This is a genomic window from Streptomyces specialis (assembly GCF_001493375.1).
GTDB classification, from domain to species: Bacteria; Actinomycetota; Actinomycetes; order Streptomycetales; family Streptomycetaceae; genus Streptomyces; species Streptomyces specialis.
The window spans coordinates 191,920-208,100 of sequence record NZ_LN929769.1 but is presented as its reverse complement, the minus strand read 5'-3'; the positions used below and the strand labels follow the sequence as shown (position 1 = coordinate 208,100).

At 72.9% G+C, this 16,181-nt stretch carries 14 protein-coding genes and 1 tRNA gene; 6 read left to right on the top strand and 9 right to left on the bottom strand.

All coding sequences use genetic code 11. From position 1 onward, the window contains the following. The first annotated feature begins 125 nt into the window (after positions 1 to 125). The 4 genes from BN2279_RS06160 to BN2279_RS06145 all read left to right on the top strand — a co-directional run bounded on the left by BN2279_RS06160 (position 126) and on the right by BN2279_RS06145 (position 3,959). The gene (locus BN2279_RS06160; protein ID WP_199827643.1) at positions 126 to 1,166 is read left to right on the top strand and encodes an SGNH/GDSL hydrolase family protein; all 1,041 of its coding nucleotides are present in this window, start codon (positions 126 to 128) and stop codon (positions 1,164 to 1,166) included. Between the two features lie 46 nt (positions 1,167 to 1,212). Beyond that, positions 1,213 to 2,433: an acetyl-CoA C-acetyltransferase gene (locus BN2279_RS06155; protein ID WP_059007204.1), complete on the top strand. Its 1,221-nt coding sequence runs from the start codon at positions 1,213 to 1,215 to the stop codon at positions 2,431 to 2,433. A 247-nt stretch (positions 2,434 to 2,680) separates the two neighbouring features. Then, positions 2,681 to 3,613, top strand: a complete 933-nt coding sequence (locus BN2279_RS06150; protein WP_059007201.1) for a hypothetical protein — start codon at positions 2,681 to 2,683, stop codon at positions 3,611 to 3,613. Between the two features lie 28 nt (positions 3,614 to 3,641). Continuing rightward, complete coding sequence (locus tag BN2279_RS06145) at positions 3,642 to 3,959, top strand: hypothetical protein (RefSeq protein WP_059007200.1); 318 nt, start codon at positions 3,642 to 3,644, stop codon at positions 3,957 to 3,959. A gap of 120 nt (positions 3,960 to 4,079) precedes the next feature. On the opposite strand, the gene BN2279_RS06140 is transcribed toward BN2279_RS06145, so the two are convergent. Beyond that, positions 4,080 to 4,940 carry a Bax inhibitor-1/YccA family protein gene (locus BN2279_RS06140; protein WP_059007198.1) on the bottom strand — a complete coding sequence of 287 codons (861 nt, stop codon included), beginning with the start codon at positions 4,938 to 4,940 and terminating at the stop codon, positions 4,080 to 4,082. A gap of 168 nt (positions 4,941 to 5,108) precedes the next feature. Beyond that, positions 5,109 to 5,190: transfer RNA gene (locus BN2279_RS06135), tRNA-Leu, on the bottom strand. Between the two features lie 380 nt (positions 5,191 to 5,570). Here BN2279_RS06135 and BN2279_RS06130 point away from each other — a divergent pair. Both BN2279_RS06130 and BN2279_RS06125 read left to right on the top strand, forming a co-directional pair. After that, a complete protein-coding gene (locus tag BN2279_RS06130) occupies positions 5,571 to 6,332 on the top strand; it encodes an ABC transporter ATP-binding protein (RefSeq protein ID WP_059007196.1) in 762 nt (253 codons plus the stop codon). Positions 6,333 to 6,396: 64 nt separating this feature from the next. Next, a complete protein-coding gene (locus BN2279_RS06125) occupies positions 6,397 to 8,943 on the top strand; it encodes an ABC transporter permease (RefSeq protein ID WP_059007194.1) in 2,547 nt (848 codons plus the stop codon). A gap of 63 nt (positions 8,944 to 9,006) precedes the next feature. Here BN2279_RS06125 and BN2279_RS06120 read toward each other — a convergent pair whose 3' ends face one another. The 7 genes from BN2279_RS06120 to BN2279_RS30305 form a co-directional block, all read right to left on the bottom strand. Further along, entirely contained in the window at positions 9,007 to 10,287 is a 1,281-nt protein-coding gene (locus BN2279_RS06120; RefSeq protein WP_059007192.1) for an SAM-dependent methyltransferase, read from the bottom strand. A gap of 205 nt (positions 10,288 to 10,492) precedes the next feature. Continuing rightward, a complete protein-coding gene (locus BN2279_RS06115) occupies positions 10,493 to 11,884 on the bottom strand; it encodes an NAD(P)/FAD-dependent oxidoreductase (protein ID WP_059007190.1) in 1,392 nt (463 codons plus the stop codon). A 341-nt stretch (positions 11,885 to 12,225) separates the two neighbouring features. Continuing rightward, positions 12,226 to 13,179, bottom strand: a complete 954-nt coding sequence (locus BN2279_RS06110; protein WP_059007188.1) for a Ppx/GppA phosphatase family protein — start codon at positions 13,177 to 13,179, stop codon at positions 12,226 to 12,228. Then, positions 13,176 to 13,706 (bottom strand): DUF501 domain-containing protein, encoded by a 531-nt coding sequence (locus tag BN2279_RS06105; RefSeq protein ID WP_059007187.1) that lies wholly within the window; start codon positions 13,704 to 13,706, stop codon positions 13,176 to 13,178. Before BN2279_RS06105 ends, BN2279_RS06110 begins: the two co-directional genes overlap by 4 nt. A 33-nt stretch (positions 13,707 to 13,739) precedes the next feature. Then, positions 13,740 to 14,252: an FtsB family cell division protein gene (locus tag BN2279_RS06100; protein WP_059007185.1), complete on the bottom strand. Its 513-nt coding sequence runs from the start codon at positions 14,250 to 14,252 to the stop codon at positions 13,740 to 13,742. A 100-nt stretch (positions 14,253 to 14,352) separates the two neighbouring features. Then, entirely contained in the window at positions 14,353 to 15,633 is a 1,281-nt protein-coding gene (eno, locus tag BN2279_RS06095; RefSeq protein WP_059007183.1) for a phosphopyruvate hydratase, read from the bottom strand. 228 nt (positions 15,634 to 15,861) lie between these two features. Continuing rightward, positions 15,862 to 16,032 carry a LysM peptidoglycan-binding domain-containing protein gene (locus BN2279_RS30305; protein WP_104530954.1) on the bottom strand — a complete coding sequence of 57 codons (171 nt, stop codon included), beginning with the start codon at positions 16,030 to 16,032 and terminating at the stop codon, positions 15,862 to 15,864. Positions 16,033 to 16,181: the final 149 nt, after the last annotated feature.

Here is a 16,181-nt window from a genome sequence, read left to right as displayed (position 1 = left end):
TGTCAGGGGCGGGTTCCTCCACCCTCTCCCAGCAGCCTATTGCGTTGCGCGACGGCCCGCGCTGGGCACCACTTCCAGTGAGGATCGGGTCCGGCGGTGAGCCGGGGGCAAGTCGGGAGCGGGCCATGTCGAGGGCGAGAGTGGCACGGAGGATCGCGACCGCGGCGGCGTTCGGCGGTGGCGGGATCAGCCTGGTGGGCGGGGCGGCGGCCGGGCTGGTGCTCACCGAGATGCGGTACGCGCGACGCCGGCTCGGTCACGGGCCGGACGCCGAGCCGCCCGTCGCGGAGGGGCTGTACGGGACGGCGTTCGCCGGCACCCGAGGGGCGCCGTGGCGGCTGGCCATGCTGGGCGACTCGACGGCGGCCGGGCTCGGCGTGCGGCGCGCGGGGCAGACGCCGGGCGCCCTGCTGGCATCGGGGCTCGCGGCGGCCTCCGAGCGCCCGGTGGAGCTGCACAACGTGGCGCTGTCCGGCGCCGGCTCGGCCGATCTGGAGCGGCAGGTGTCGCTGCTGCTGACCGACCCGGGCCGGGCGCCGGTCCCGGACGCGTGCGTGATCATGATCGGTGCCAACGACATCACCGGGCACGTGCCCCCGGCGCGTTCGGTCAAGCACCTGTCGGACGCGGTGGCCCGGCTGCGCACGGCCGGCTGCCAGGTGATCGTCGGCACCTGCCCGGACCTCGGCTCGGTGGAGCCGGTGGGTCAGCCGCTGCGCTGGATCGCGCGCCGGCTGTGCCGGCAGCTCGCGGCGGCCCAGACGATCGCGGTGGTGGAGCTGGGCGGCCGGACGGTGTCGCTGGGCACGCTGCTGGGGCCCGAGTTCGCCGCGAACCCGCGCGAGCTGTTCGGCCCGGACCGTTACCACCCGTCCGCGCAGGGGTACGCGACGGCCGCCATGGCGATCCTGCCGACGCTGTGCGCCGCGCTCGGCGCGTGGCCGGAGGAGGAGCGGGAGGGGGTGCGCCGCCGGGAGCGGCTGCTGCCGGTGGCGGACGCGGCGGTGAAGGCGGCGGCGGAGGGCGGCACCGAGGTCAGCGCGGCGCGGGCCGCGGGCCAGCGCGCGCCCGGGGCACTGCTGCGCCGCCGGCGGCGCCGGCCGCTGCCCGGGCAGGACCAGGATCACGTTCACATGCACGTGACACACACCGCTACCAGCGGGTAATTTGCGCGCGAGAGCTCGTGCCAGCAGCAGCCGCCTGGAGGACCCCGTGCCCGAAGCAGTGATCGTCTCCGCCGCCCGTTCACCGATCGGCCGCGCCTTCAAGGGCTCGCTGAAGGATGTACGCCCCGACGACCTGACCGCCACGATCGTGCGCGCCGCGCTGGACCAGGTCCCCGGGCTCGACCCGTCCGACATCGCCGACCTGATGCTGGGCTGCGGCCTGCCGGGCGGCGAGCAGGGCCACAACCTCGGCCGCGTGGTGGCCGTCCAGCTCGGCCTGGACCAGCTCCCCGGCTGTACGATCACGCGCTACTGCTCGTCGTCGCTCCAGACGACGCGGATGGCGTTCCACGCGATCAAGGCCGGTGAGGGCGACGTCTTCATCTCGGCCGGTGTGGAGACGGTTTCGCGCCAGGTCTACGGCACCTCCGACAACATGGAGGGCACCCAGAACCCGCTCTTCGACGCCGCCCAGGCCCGCACCGAGCGGCGCTCGGAGACCGCCGGGGAGGGCTGGCACGACCCGCGCGAGGACGGCGAACTGCCCGACGTGTACATCGCGATGGGCCAGACCGCCGAGAACCTGGCGCGCCTGAAGGGCGTCACGCGGCAGGAGATGGACGAGTTCGCGGTCCGCTCGCAGAACCTGGCCGAGAAGGCCATCGCGGACGGCTTCTGGCAGCGGGAGATCACCCCGGTGACGCTGCCGGACGGCTCGGTCGTCAGCGCCGACGACGGCCCGCGCCCGGGCGTGACGCTGGAGGGCGTCTCCGGGCTCAAGCCGGTGTTCCGCCCCGACGGCCTGGTCACCGCGGCCAACGCCTGCCCGCTGAACGACGGCGCCGCCGCGCTGGTGGTCATGTCGGACACCAAGGCACGGGAGTTGGGGCTGACGCCGCTGGCGCGGATCGTGTCCACCGGGGTCTCGGGCCTGTCGCCGGAGATCATGGGCTACGGCCCGGTCGCCGCCACCCAGCAGGCCCTGGCCCGCGCCGGGATGACCATCGACGACATCGATCTGGTCGAGATCAACGAGGCGTTCGCCGCGCAGGTCATCCCCTCCTACCGTGACCTGGGCATCGACATCGACAAGCTCAACGTCAACGGCGGCGCCATCGCGGTCGGGCACCCGTTCGGCATGACGGGCGCGCGGATCACGACTACGCTCATCAACTCGTTGCGGTGGCACGACAAGCAGTTCGCCCTCGAGACGATGTGTGTCGGGGGCGGCCAGGGCATGGCCATGATCCTGGAGCGACTGAGCTGAAGGTGACGTAAGGTGCTCATGGTGCGGAAGTGGCCTACGTCACTTGGTATATACGGGCGATACCGAAGCGGCCCCGGGATGTGATCCGGGGTGGAGCTCCCCGCGAAACCGCAGCTCAGCGGGGTGCGGGGGGCGCGTTTCGGACCAAAGTCCCGTCCAGTTCATGACGTTTCGCACTGCACGCCGTGGCCGCGCCCCGGAAACCTGAGATAAGAAGTCAGGGACCGAGAGCACTGGGAGCGAGTCCGTGAGCGCCATATCCGTCATCCTGCTGGTGGCCGCAGGCACCGCCGTTGCCCTGGGCGCCGGAGCCCTGCACACCGCCCGCGGCCTGCGGGCGGAAGTCGCCGCGCTCCGCGCCGAGCTGGGCGGGCGCACGGTGCCCGCGGCCCGGCAGGTCCCGGCCGAGGAGATCCGCGGCGCCGTCGCCGCCGCCCTGGCCGACGAGCGGGAGCGGGAGCTGGCCGAGGCCCGCGCGTACTGGGCGGAGCAGGACGCCCGGGAGAACGACGGCCCGGCCGCGCTGCTGGGTGGCCGGGGCCTGGGGTACGAGGTCGCGGAGGCCGACGAGGAGTTGCTCGACGCCCTGCTGGAGCGGTATCTGCTGAGCGACTCGGGCCTGCCGGCGGCCGGCGCGGGCCGCGACGGCGGTGTGCTCATGGCGCGGCAGCCGGGCGAGGAGGCCGACAGCGGCCCGGCTCCCGCCGAGGCCGGTGCCGGGGCCGGTGCCGAGCTGTCCACCGAGAGCGCCGCCGACAGCGGCGAGTCGGCCGAGCTGGCGGCGGCCCGCCGCAGGCACCCGTCGCACCCGGGCTTCACGCTGTCCGGGGAGCCCGTGGAACGGGCCGCGGCCGACCGCACCGCGCGCGAGGAGCACCGCCGCACCACGGACCGGCTGGCGAAGCTGGCGGAGGCCAGGACGCCGCTCACCGACGTGCGGCAGGGCCCGTTGGGCACGCTGGACGTCTTCCTGTTCGCCGACGGCACCACGCTGTGTCTCTCGCCCGGCCACCCGGAGGCGGCCGAGCGGCTCGCCGCGGCGGCGCGGGCCGGGGACCGGCCGGTGCTGCTGGGCGGCTCGGGGGTGTCCGGCGCCTACGCGCTGACGTTCTCCTGCGGGCAGGACAGCGTCTACCTGCTGGCCGACCGCGTGGTGGCGTCCACGCATCTCAGCGAGTAGCGGGCGACGGGTCGAGGGGACGGCGCGGATGACCGTGGACACCGGCGAGCTGGACGAGGCCGTGGAGACGCTCGCGGACCGGCTGCGGGCGCTGCCGGAGAGCCGTCTGCGGCGCGAGGCGGGCGTGCGGGGGCTGGAGACGGCCAGGGAGCTTTCGCGGCGCGCGCAGCGCCTGGAAGGGGCGTTCGGGGCGCCGCGCGAGATGCCGGACGCGGGGGTGTGGGTCATCGCGGAGCAGGTGGCGGTCGCCGGGCACGACCTGTCGCGGGCGATCGCCGCCGCCCCGGACGAGGACGCCGCCCGGCGCGAGCTGGCGGCGGCGCTGGAGCTGCTGCGGCGGGCGTGACCGGCGCGGCTCCCCGGTGGGAGAGACGCGCGAGGGCCCCGGCGGGACGATGTCCCGCCGGGGCCCTTCTCGCGTGGCACGTGCGTCCGGCGGTCCCCTGGCGGGGCGCCGCCGGCCGCGTCAGTCGCCCTGGAGGATGGCGATCAGCCGCAGGAACTCCAGGTAGATCCACACCAGGGTGAGGGTCAGGCCGAAGGCGGCGAGCCAGGACTCGTTCTCCGGGGCGCCGTAGGCGATGCCGTCCTCGACCTGCTTGAAGTCCAGGGCGAGGAAGCAGGCGCCGAGCAGGATGCCCACGATGCCGAAGACGATGCCGAGGCCGCCGTCGCGCAGACCCAGACCGTTGCCGTCGCCGATGAGGGCGACGACCAGGTTCACCAGGGAGAGCAGGACGAAGCCGACCGCGGCGGCCAGCACGAAGCGGGTGAACCGGGCGGTGACCCGGATGATCCGCTGCTTGTACATGAACAGCACGCCGGCGAAGACGGCCATGGTGCCGATCACGGCCTGCATGGCCGCGCCGGGCGCGCCCTGGTTGATCGCGTTGCTCAGGGAGCCCAGGAAGAGGCCCTCGAACGCGGCATATCCGAGAATCAGCGCGGGCGACGGCTGGCGCTTGAAGCTCTGCACCAGCGCCAGGACCAGCGCGACGAGGGCGGCGGCGAGCGCGGCGCCGAGCGGGAGGTCGGCGATCCAGGCCGCCGCCGCCGTGAGGACGACGGTGCCCAGGGTGAGCGCGGTGCGGGAGACGACGCTGTCGATCGTCATCACACCGGCGCGCGCGGGAGCGCCGGGCGGCACGAGTCCGCCCTGCGGGCCCGCCTGCGGCTGCGCATACGGGTTACCCGGCTGCGCGTACGGGTTGGTCGGGCTGCCCGCGTACGGAGTCCCGGTCTGCGGGGCAGGTCCGGCGTTGAAGCCGGCGTAGCCACCGTCCCGACTGAACCCCCGACGCGTGAAGACCGGGTTGCTGCTCCTCATCTCACTCCTTCATGGCCGCACGGCGCGGCCTTGACCACCAGAGTAATGCGTAAGCAAAGACCGCACGGTAGTGCACTCATGAGAACGTGGGGAAGAGCCGCGCTGTTCCCGGCGGGCCCGGAGCCGGCCGGGGAAGGGCCGGGGGCGGGACGTCGTACCGCTCTGGGGTGCCCGGAGCCGGACTTGAACCGGCACGGCCCGAAGGCCAGCGAGTTTTAAGCTCGCCGTGTCTGCTTTCCACCATCCGGGCACAGATCCCAAGCCGTACCGGGCGCACAGGCGCGCCGTGTCGCTCATGAGCTTAACGGTCTGGTTCGGCCGAACACCGGTGCCCCAGGCCGACGTTGTCTGATTTTATGAGCTGCTGACGAGTCATCAGGTGGCTACTGCCCGGTCACGGGCCGCTTCATGCGGTCGCCGCAGGGCCCGCGGCGACCGAGGAATGACGCAAATCAACCCTCCGCAGCCTCACGGATACTCAGGGGTCACCTCCTCCTCAGGTAGGAGGGGCGCGGTGCGCGCGTAGCCCTGAAGAACTCCCCGGAACCCGCACGTGGAGGGATCCCCCGCGTCGGGTGGCTGGCCCAGGATGGGACCGTACCTCCCCCACCCCGGCAAAGGAGCTCACCGGTGTCCCCCTCAGCCCCCTCGACCGCATACGCCGCCAAGGCCACGGATCTGACCAAGGTGTACGGAGAGGGCGAGACCCGGGTCGTGGCACTCGACCACGTCTCGGTCGAATTCCGCCAGTCCGAGTTCACCGCGATCATGGGCCCGTCCGGCTCCGGCAAGTCCACGCTGATGCACTGCATGGCCGGCCTCGACTCCGTCTCGGGCGGCTCGGCCCGCATCGGCGACACGGAGCTGACCGGGCTGAGCGACAAGAAGCTGACGAAGCTGCGCCGGGACCGGATCGGCTTCATCTTCCAGGCGTTCAACCTGCTGCCCACGCTCAACGCCATCGAGAACATCCGGCTGCCCATGGACATAGCCGGCCGCAAGCCGGACACGGCGTGGCTGGACACCGTGATCACCACCGTGGGCCTCGCCGACCGGCTCAAGCACCGGCCCGCCCAGTTGTCCGGCGGCCAGCAGCAGCGCGTCGCCGTGGCGCGGGCGCTCGCCGGGCAGCCCGACATCATCTTCGGCGACGAGCCCACCGGCAACCTCGACTCCCGGGCCGGCGCCGAGATCCTCGGCTTCCTGCGCAACTCGGTGCGGGAGCTGGGCCAGACGGTCGTGATGGTCACCCACGACCCGGTCGCCGCGTCCTACGCCGACCGCGTCGTCTTCCTCGCCGACGGCCGCGTCGTGGACGACATGGCGGAGCCGACCGCCGAGCGCGTGCTGGAGCACATGAAGCGGTTCGACGCCGGAGGCCGCACGAGCTGACGCCCGTCCCGGCGTCCCCTCGCTCCCGACTTTCCGCCCGCCCACACCACTGTCTGGATCCCCCATGCTCAAAACCGCCCTGCGCAACGTGCTCGCGCACAAGGCCAGGCTGATGATGACGACCCTGGCCGTGCTGCTCGGCGTCGCCTTCGTGTCCGGCACCCTCGTCTTCACGTCCACCGTCTCCGAGGCCTTCCAGCGCAGTTCGGAGGAGGGCCTGACGAACGTGGACGTGGCCGTCCAGCCGGACGACGACAGCGACGCCGCCGAGGAGACCCCGGGTGACGCCGCCAACCTCCGCCAGGAGCTGCTCGACCAGGTGACGGCCCTGCCGGGCGTCGCCTCGGCCACCGGCCGCGTCTCCGGCTTCGCCGCCCTGGCCGACAAGGACGGCGACCTCGTCGGCGCCGGCTGGGACACCAGCGGCGCCAACTACTACGCCGGCACCGGGACCGGCGGCGACGCCGAGCGCTACCCGATGACCGAGGGCCGCGCCCCCGAGCGGGCCGGCGAGATCGCGCTGGACGCCACCACCGCCGACCGCGCCGACTACCAGGTGGGCGACACCGCCCGCGTCTCGGTGGACGGCCCGGTCCGCGAGGAGACCATCACCGGCATCTTCACCACCGACGACGGCACCGTCGCGGCCGGCGGCTCCCTGCTGCTGTTCGACACGGCCACCGCCCAGGAGCTGTACACCGCGCCCGGTGAGTACACCCAGATCATGCTGGAGGCCGCCGAGGGGACGACGCAGCAGGAGCTGAAGGACGCGGTCACCCCGCTGCTGCCCGCCGACGCCGAGGCCATCACCGGCCGGCAGCTCGCGACGGACCAGGCCGCCGAGATCGAGCAGGCCACCAGCGGTCTCCGCACGACGATGCTCGCCTTCGCCGGGATCTCCCTGTTCGTCGGCATCTTCATCATCGCCAACACGTTCACCATGCTCGTCGCGCAGCGCACCCGGGAGCTGGCGCTGCTGCGCGCGGTCGGCGCCACCCGGCGGCAGGTGACCCGGTCGGTGCTGATCGAGGCGCTCGCCGTGGGCGTCGTCGCGGGCGTCACCGGCTTCGCCGCGGGCATCGGCATCGCGGTCGGCCTGCGCTCCCTGATGACCTCGTTCGACATGACGATCCCGGACGGGCCGCTGATCATCTCGGCGCCGGCCGTGCTGGCGTCGCTGGTCGTCGGTGTCGTGGTGACGATGCTCGCCGCCTACCTGCCCGCCCGCCGCGCGGCGAAGATCCCGCCGGTCGCGGCCATGAGCAGCGTGCACTCCGGCCCGACCGCCCGCGGTCTGGTCGTCCGCAACACCATCGGCGCGCTCTTCTCCGCCGCCGGCGCCGTGCTCGTCGTGGCCGGCACCGGCGCGGACGACAACGGCGCGACCATGGGCCTCGGCGCCGGGCTGCTGGTCATCGGCGTCTTCGTGCTCACCCCGCTGCTGTCCCGCCCGGTGATCGCCGCGGCGAGCCCGCTGCTGCGCGTGTTCGGCGTCTCCGGCCGCCTCGCCCGGCTCAACGCCGTCCGCAACCCGCGCCGCACCGCCGCCACCGCCTCGGCGCTGATGATCGGCCTCACGCTGATCACCGGCATCACGGTGATCGCGGACTCGATGTCCAAGAGCATCGACAACATGGCCACCTCGTCGCTGCGCTCGGACTACGTGGTGTCGCTGGCGAGCTTCGGACCGCTCTCCCCCGAGGTGGAGCGCACCCTTGCCGAGCAGCCGGAGGTCACCGCGATCACCGGGCTGCGCATGTCGCCGGCGCTCGTCGCGGACGACCCCGACACCATGAACCTCGTGGGCGTCAACGGCGAGTCCATCGACGAGCTGACGTCCCTGGACTTCACCGCCGGCTCCTTCGAGAACCTCAGCGGGCAGAACGTGGTGGTGGACACCGACACCGCCGAGGACCAGGGCTGGCGGCTGGGCTCCACGTTCCCCGTCACCTACGAGGACGGCGCGACCGGCGAGCTGACCGTCTCCGGGCTCTACGAGGGCAACCTCATGATCAGCGGCATCATGCTGGACAACGGCACCCTCGCCCCGCACATGCAGCGCGTCGAGGACGTCCAGGTCATGCTGCGCACGGAGAACGGCGCGAGCGACGCGACGAAGGAGCGCCTGGAGCAGGTCCTCGGCGACAACCCGGCGGTCCTGGTGCAGGACAAGGACGACATCTCCGAGGACATCGCCTACATGTTCACGCTCCTGCTGAACCTGGTCTACGGGCTGCTGGCGATGGCGGTGATCGTGGCCGTCCTCGGCGTCATCAACACCCTGGCCATGTCGGTGTTCGAGCGCCGCCAGGAGATCGGCATGCTGCGGGCCATCGGCCTGGAGCGGCGGTCCACGAAGCGGATGGTGCGGCTGGAGGCGGTGGTCATCGCGCTCTTCGGCGGCGTGCTGGGCGTCGCGCTGGGCACGTTCTTCGGCTGGGCCGTCGGGGAGATGCTCGCCGGGTTCATCGCGGACTTCGAGCTGGTGCTGCCGTGGACCCGGATGGTGATCTTCCTGGTCCTGGCCGGTCTGGTCGGCGTCCTGGCGGCGCTGTGGCCGGCCCGCCGCGCGGCGAAGCTCAACATGCTGGAGGCCATCAAGGCGGACTGACCGGCAGGACCGGCGGAGCGGGCCGGGCGCGTCACCTTCGGGGGCGCGCCCGGCCCGTCGGCGTCAGGCGCCTTCCGTCCAGACCCGGGGGCGCAGCGGCAGCGGGCTGTCGCCCGCCTCGGTGGGACGGGTGGCGAGGACCTGGTTCACCCCGATGCGGCCGTGCTCGAACGCCAGGGCCGAGGCCGCCATGTACAGGCGCCAGATCCGGGCCCGGCCCGGGCTCGTGAGCCGGACCGCCTCCGGCCAGTCGGCCTCCAGGTTCCGCACCCAGCGGCGCAGCGTCAGGGCGTAGTGCTCGCGCAGCGACTCGACGTCCCGCACCTCGAAGCCCGCCTCCTCCAGCAGGGACACCGTCCGGCCCAGCGGCGCCAGTTCCCCGTCCGGGAAGACGTAGGCGTCGATGAACGGGTCGATCCGGTACGCCGACTCGTCCGCCATCGGGCGGCGCGCGATCTGGTGGTTGAGCAGCCGCCCGCCGGGGCGCAGCAGGCCGAACAGCCGGTCGGCGTACTCCCGGTAGCGGACCGACCCGACGTGCTCGGCCATGCCGACCGACGACACGGCGTCGAACGGGCCGTCGGCCGTCTCGCGGTAGTCCTGGACGCGGATCTCCACCCGGTCGCCCAGGTCCTCCTTGGCCACCCGCTCGCGGGCGTAGGCGGCCTGCTCGGCGGAGAGGGTGATGCCCACGGCCCGCACCCCGTACCGCTGCGCGGCGTGCAGCACCAGCGAGCCCCAGCCGCAGCCGACGTCGAGCAGCCGGTCGCCCTCGCGCAGCCCCAGCTTGCGGCAGATCAGGTCGAGCTTGGCGGCCTGCGCGTCCTCCAGGCACGCGGTGTCGTCGTCCCACACGGCGCACGAGTAGACCATCGAGGGGCCGAGCACCAGCTCGTAGAAGTCGTTGCCGACGTCGTAGTGGTGGCTGATCGCCCGCCGGTCGCGCAGCGGCGAGTGGAGCGGCCCGCCGCGCCGGCGGATCTCCTCCCGGGGCGGCGCCGGGGGAACGGGCAACGGGCCGGTCAGCGCCAGCAGTTCCCGCAGGGCCGCCAGCCGCTCCCGGCCCGTCAGGGGCGGACGCCCGCCGTGGAACAGCGTCGCAAGACCCTCCAGCGCCCCGTACAGGTCGCCCTCGACATCGAGGTCCCCGGCGACCCAGGCGCGGGCGAGCCCCAGTTCGCCCGGTTTGAACAGCAGACGCCGCAGGGCCCGTGGATTCCGCAGCACGACGACGGGCGCGCCGGGCGGCCCGCTCTCGCTGCCGTCCCAGGCCCGCACGCGCAGCGAGAGCGGCGTACCGAGGAACTGACCGGCGAGGGCGGCGAGTCGGGGAGCGACGGCCATGGGACACACCTCCAGGAACGTCCACGAAGAGGACGGGCGCCGCGCACCACCTTGGCACCCAGGTGCTGTAGAACGTCCTCGCCCTGCCGCCGATTCCGCCACCGGGCGGGGTGAATGACCCGAACGGCGAGAAGGGGCGGACCGGCCTTCGCCGTCCGCCCCTTCCGGAACTCCCGATACCGATCCCGGCCGTCAGACCGCCGGGCTAGCCCGCCCGGGCCGCCGGCTCGTCCTGCCGCCGCGCGGCCTCGGCCGCCCGGGTCACGGGCGCCGCCGCCTCGTAGAACTCGTCACGCGGGTGCTCCATCGCGCCGAGCGACACCACCTCGCGCTTGAGGAACAGGCCCAGGGCCCAGTCGGCGAAGACGCGGATCTTCCGGTTCCACGTCGGTACCGCCATGCCGTGGTAGCCGCGGTGCAGGTACCAGCCGAGCCGGCCGCGGAAGCGGAGGGTCAGCTTGCCGAGCTTGATGAGGGCCACGCCCTTGCGGAGGCCGAGACCGGCCACCGCGCCCATGCTGGCGTGCTTGTACTCGTGCTGCGGGAAGCCGCGCATCCCGGAGATCACGTTGTCGCCGAGCACCTTGGCCTGGCGCAGCGCGTGCTGCGCGTTGGGCGGGCACCAGGCGTTCGGCTGGCCCGCCGCGCGGGCGGCGAGGTCGGGGACCTGCGCGTTGTCGCCGGCCGACCAGATGTAGTCGGTGCCCTTGACCTGGAGCGTGGGCTCGGTGTCCACGTGGCCGCGCGGACCGAGCGGCAGGCCGTAACGGGCCAGCGCCGGGTTGGGCTTGACGCCCGCGGTCCACACGATGGTGTTCGAGTCGGCCTCGACGCCGTTGCTCAGCACCACGTGACCGTCCACGCAGGACGTCAGCGAGGTCCCGAGGTGGATCTCGATGCCGCGCTTCTTCAGGTGCTCCAGGCCCCACTCGCCGAGCTTGGGGCCGACCTCGGGGAGGATCTTGTCCGCGACGTCGACCAGGAGGAACCGCATGTCCTCGCGCTTGACGTTCGGGTAGTACTTGGCCGCGTCGCGGGCCAGGTCCTCGATCTCGCCGATGGTCTCGGCGCCGGCGAAGCCGCCGCCCACGAAGACGAACGTGAGCGCCTTGCGGCGGATGTCCTCGTCGGTGGTGGAGTCGGCCTTGTCGAACTGCTCCAGCACGTGGTTGCGCAGCCCGATCGCCTCCTCGACACCCTTCATGCCGATGCCCTGCTCGGCCAGGCCCGGCACGGGGAAGGTGCGGGACACCGCGCCGAGGGCCACCACCAGGTAGTCGAAGGGCACCTCGTACGGCCTGCCGACGAGCGGCGAGACGGAGGCGACCCTGCGGTCCTGGTCGATGGACGTGACCCGGCCGGTGAGGACCTCGGCGCCGGGCAGCACACGGCGCAGCGGGACCACCACATGGCGGGGGGAGATGCTTCCGGCCGCCGCCTCCGGGAGGAACGGCTGGTAGGTCATGTACGAACGCGGGTCGACGACGGTGACGGTCGCCTCGCCGTAACGCATCTTCTTCAGGATGCGGCGGGCTGCGTACAAACCGACGTACCCGCCACCAACGACGAGAATGCGGGGACGCTCCGTGGTGCTCATGCCATCGAGTATCCACCCGGCTGGAGGGGGGTGCTCGTGAGGGGCTTCACAAGCAGAGTGGTGCATTCTGCTACACTGCGCCCCTTTGTTACCGGTGCGTAAGATCGTCCGCACCGCTCAGGGCGGGCCGCTGAGAGATCTGCGCAGGTCGCCGGGGTGGAACGGCCGGCGCGGGCCTCGCCCGGACGGCGGAACGCCGCCGTCCGGGCCGCGCGGAACCCGCCGGATCCGGCCATCCGGCTCCGGCCGGGGCCCGTTACCCGGCCGTTCCGGCCCCAGGTCGGGAGGGTTTCGGGGAACCCCATGTGAAAAACTTCACGAACTTCCTCGCGGGCGTTCGTTCAGGGGGTCACGACGCTCCACAAAATGCCGTCCAGGATGTCGTGTTCGCTGACCACGACCTCCGTCGCGCCGGTCCGTTCCAGCACCTTCAGCAGCACCAGCGCGCCCGCGCCGATCACGTCCACCCGGCCCGGGTGCATCACCGGGATCGCGGCCCGCTCGGCGTGCGTGGCGGCCAGCAGCCGCCCGGTGATCTCCCGGACCCGGTCGGCCGTCAGGCGGGAGTGGTGGATCGCGGCCGAGTCGTAGGCGGGCAGGTCGAGGGCGATGGCGGCGAGCGTCGTCACCGACCCGGCCAGCCCGACGAGGGTGTGGGTGGCGTCCAGCGGGACCCGTTCCGCCGCCAGGGCCAGCGCGGCGTCGATGTCGGCGCTCATCGCGGCGATCAGCTCCGGCGTCGGCGGGTCGGCGATCCGCCCGTCGCGCAGCAGGTGCCGCTCGGTCAGGCGGACACAGCCGATGTCCACACTGCGGGCGGCGCGCACCGCGTCGTCGCCGAGCACGAACTCCGTGGAGCCGCCCCCGATGTCGAGCACCAGATACGGCGGCGTGATCCCCGGCCGCCCGGTCAGCTCCCGGGTGGCGCCGGTGAACGAGAGCGCCGCCTCCTCGTCGCCGCTGATCACCTCGGGCGTGATGCCCAGGATGTCCCGCACCCCGCGCGTGAAGTCGTCGCGGTTCTCCGCGTCCCGCGAGGCGGAGGTGGCGACGAACCGGGTCCGCTCCGGCGTGACGCCGTGCTCCGCCATCGCCGCCGCGTACTGCCGGCAGGCGGCGAACGTGCGCTCCAGCGCCTCCGGGGCGAGCCGGCCGGTGCGGTCCACGCCCTGGCCGAGGCGGACGATCTCCATCCGCCGGTCGAGATCCGTCAGCCGCCCGGTCGCCGGATCGGCGTCGGCGATCAGCAGGCGGATGGAGTTGGTGCCGCAGTCGATCGCGGCGGCTGCCGTCATGTCGCGTCGTCTCCTTCACCGGACTTCCCGGACCCGTCCTGGCTCACCGGTACGCACGGGCCCTTGCGCCACCACTCGGGCAGCATGGCCAGCGCCTCGTCGCCCAGCGGGTTGACGCCCGGGCCCGCGGCCAGGGAGTGCGCGACCAGCACGTGCAGGCACTTGACTCGGTCGGGCATCCCGCCCGCGCTGGGGAACCCGGGCAGCACGCCGATGGCGTCCCGGCGCGCGAGGTAGTCCTCGTGCGCGGCCCGGTACGCGGCGGCCAGCTCCGGGTCCTCGGCGAGCCGGGCGGTCATGTCCTTCATCACGCCCCCGGCCTCCAGGGTGCCGATGGCGGAGGCGGCGCGCGGACAGGTCAGGTAGTAGGTGGTGGGGAACGGCGTGCCGTCGGGCAGACGGGGGGACGTCTCCACCACGTCCGGGTTGCCGCAGGGGCAGCGGTGCGCGACCGCGCGCAGACCGCGCGGTGTCCGGCCGAGCTGCTCCTCGACCGCGGCGGTGTCCGTCGGGGTTGGGGTTTCCACAGGTGGCTTTCTGTCGGGGACCGGGGACGGCGGTCAGCTCGGCCGGTCGGCCTCGTCGACGCCCTCCCACAGATTGTCGTACCAGGGGCGCGGAACGGGAGCGCCACGGGTGCGGAGGCGCTCGTCGTCCTCCCCGGCACCGTCGTCCCCGCCGTCGCCGTCACCGGCCTGCGGCAGGATGAAGCCGATCTCGCCGGGCCGCACGAACTGAAGCCGCTCCCGCGCCTGTTGCTCGACATACGCCGGGTCCTGCCAGCGGGCCTTGGCGTCCCGCAGATCCTCCACCCGCTGCCGCTCCTCCTCCGCCTGCCGCCGCAGATCGTCGATCTCGGCGCGCTGCTGGATGTACTGCCGCAGCGGGTAGGCGAGGGCGACGATCAGCGAGCAGACGACGAGCGCGAGGATCGCGGCCCGGCCGGTGAGGCGGCTGCGGCGCGGCGGGCGCCGCAGGCGGCGGCTCTGCGCCCGGTAGACCCGGGCGGCGGCCTGCTCGCCCAGCGCCCTGAGCCTGGTGGCGGTGGAGAAACGATCCCGCTCCGCGGCCACGTCGCCTCCCTGTCACCCCTGTTCACCGTCACGCGTGTCCCCGCCACCGTACGGGACGGATGGCGGGGACGGGCGAACCTGGCTGGATGTGCGCCGCGCGTCAGCCGCGGAAGCGCGGGAACGCGCTGCGCCCGGCGTAGACGGCCGCGTCGTCGAGGATCTCCTCGATGCGCATGAGCTGGTTGTACTTGGCGACCCGCTCGGACCGGGCGGGGGCGCCGGTCTTGATCTGGCCGCAGTTGGTGGCGACGGCCAGGTCGGCGATGGTGACGTCCTCGGTCTCGCCGGACCGGTGCGACATCATGCACTTGAAGCCGTTGCGCTGGGCCAGCTCCACGGCGTCGAGGGTCTCGGTCAGCGAGCCGATCTGGTTGACCTTCACCAGCAGCGCGTTGGCCGCGCCCGCGTCGATGCCGCGCTGGAGCCGCTCGGGGTTGGTGACGAACAGGTCGTCGCCGACGATCTGGAGCCGGCCGCCCAGCTCGGTCGTCAGGGCCTGCCAGCCCTCCCAGTCGTCCTCGCTCAGCGGGTCCTCGATGGACACCAGCGGGTAGGCGTCGACCAGTTCCGCGTAGTACGCCGTCTGCTCGGCGGCGGTGCGGGACTTGCCCTCGAAGGTGTAGGCGCCGTCCGAGTAGAACTCGGTGGCGGCCACGTCCAGGGCCAGGGCGATGTCCTGGCCCGGGGTGTACCCGGCCTTCTGGATGGCCTCGACGATCAGGTCGAGCGCCTCGCGGTTGGAACCGAGGCTCGGCGCGAAGCCGCCCTCGTCGCCCAGGCCGGTGCCGAGATCGCGCTCCTTCAGCACCTTCTTGAGCGTGTGGTAGGTCTCGGCGCCCCAGCGGACGGCCTCGGAGAAGGACTCCGCGCCGATCGGGGCGATCATGAACTCCTGGATGTCCACGTTGGAGTCGGCGTGCGCGCCGCCGTTCAGGATGTTCATCATCGGCACCGGCAGCAGGTGCGCGTTCGGGCCGCCGAGGTAGCGGAAGAGGGGCAGGTCGCGGGACTCGGAGGCGGCGTGCGCCACGGCGAGGGAGACGCCGAGGATGGCGTTGGCGCCGAGCGAGGACTTGTCCGCGGTGGCGTCCAGGTCGAACATCGCCTGGTCGATCAGCCGCTGCTCGGTGGCGTCGTAGCCCACCAGCTCGGGGCCGATCTGCTCGATGACGGCGAGGACGGCTTTCTCCACGCCCTTGCCCAGGTAGCGGCTCTGATCCCCGTCGCGCAGCTCCAGCGCCTCGAAGGCCCCGGTGGAGGCGCCGGAGGGCACCGCGGCACGGCCGGTGCTGCCGTCGTCGAGGCCAACCTCCACCTCGACCGTGGGGTTGCCTCGCGAGTCAAGGATCTCGCGGGCTACGACGACGTCGATAGACGGCACGAGGTTCTCCTTCGGTCCGAGTGGATGACGTGAGTGGCTTCTTCAGCCCTCTGAGCGTAGCCGCCCCGGGGGACCGCGCTGCTCGCCAGCTCGCCCTTAGCGCCGGACACCCCACTGAAAGACCAGCTCAGAGGGGGTGCCATCTTTTTGTTTAACGGGAGAAGAAAACCCGGTGCGGGGACATCGCCCCGCACCGGGTCCGCGTTCACCGGCATGGGCCGGAGCGTGTCAGACGCTCAGCTCCTGGCCCGGGTGGATCAGGTCCGGGTTGTCACCGATGACCTCGGCGTTGTCGGACCAGAGCTGCTGCCAGGAGGTGTCGTGGTCCTGCGCGATCTCCGACAGGGTGTCGCCGCGCTGGACGGTGTACGTGCCGCCGTTGCTGTGGTCGGCGGGCACCTCCTCCTCGCGCGCCGGGGCGGCCTGGACCTCCGGCTGCGGCTCGGCCGCGGGCTCCGGGGCGGGCGCGGGGGCCGGGGCGGGGGGGGGGGGGGGGGCGGGGCCGCCGGCGGGCAGGCCGGGCCCCGCGCCCGCCCCCCGGCCCCTTT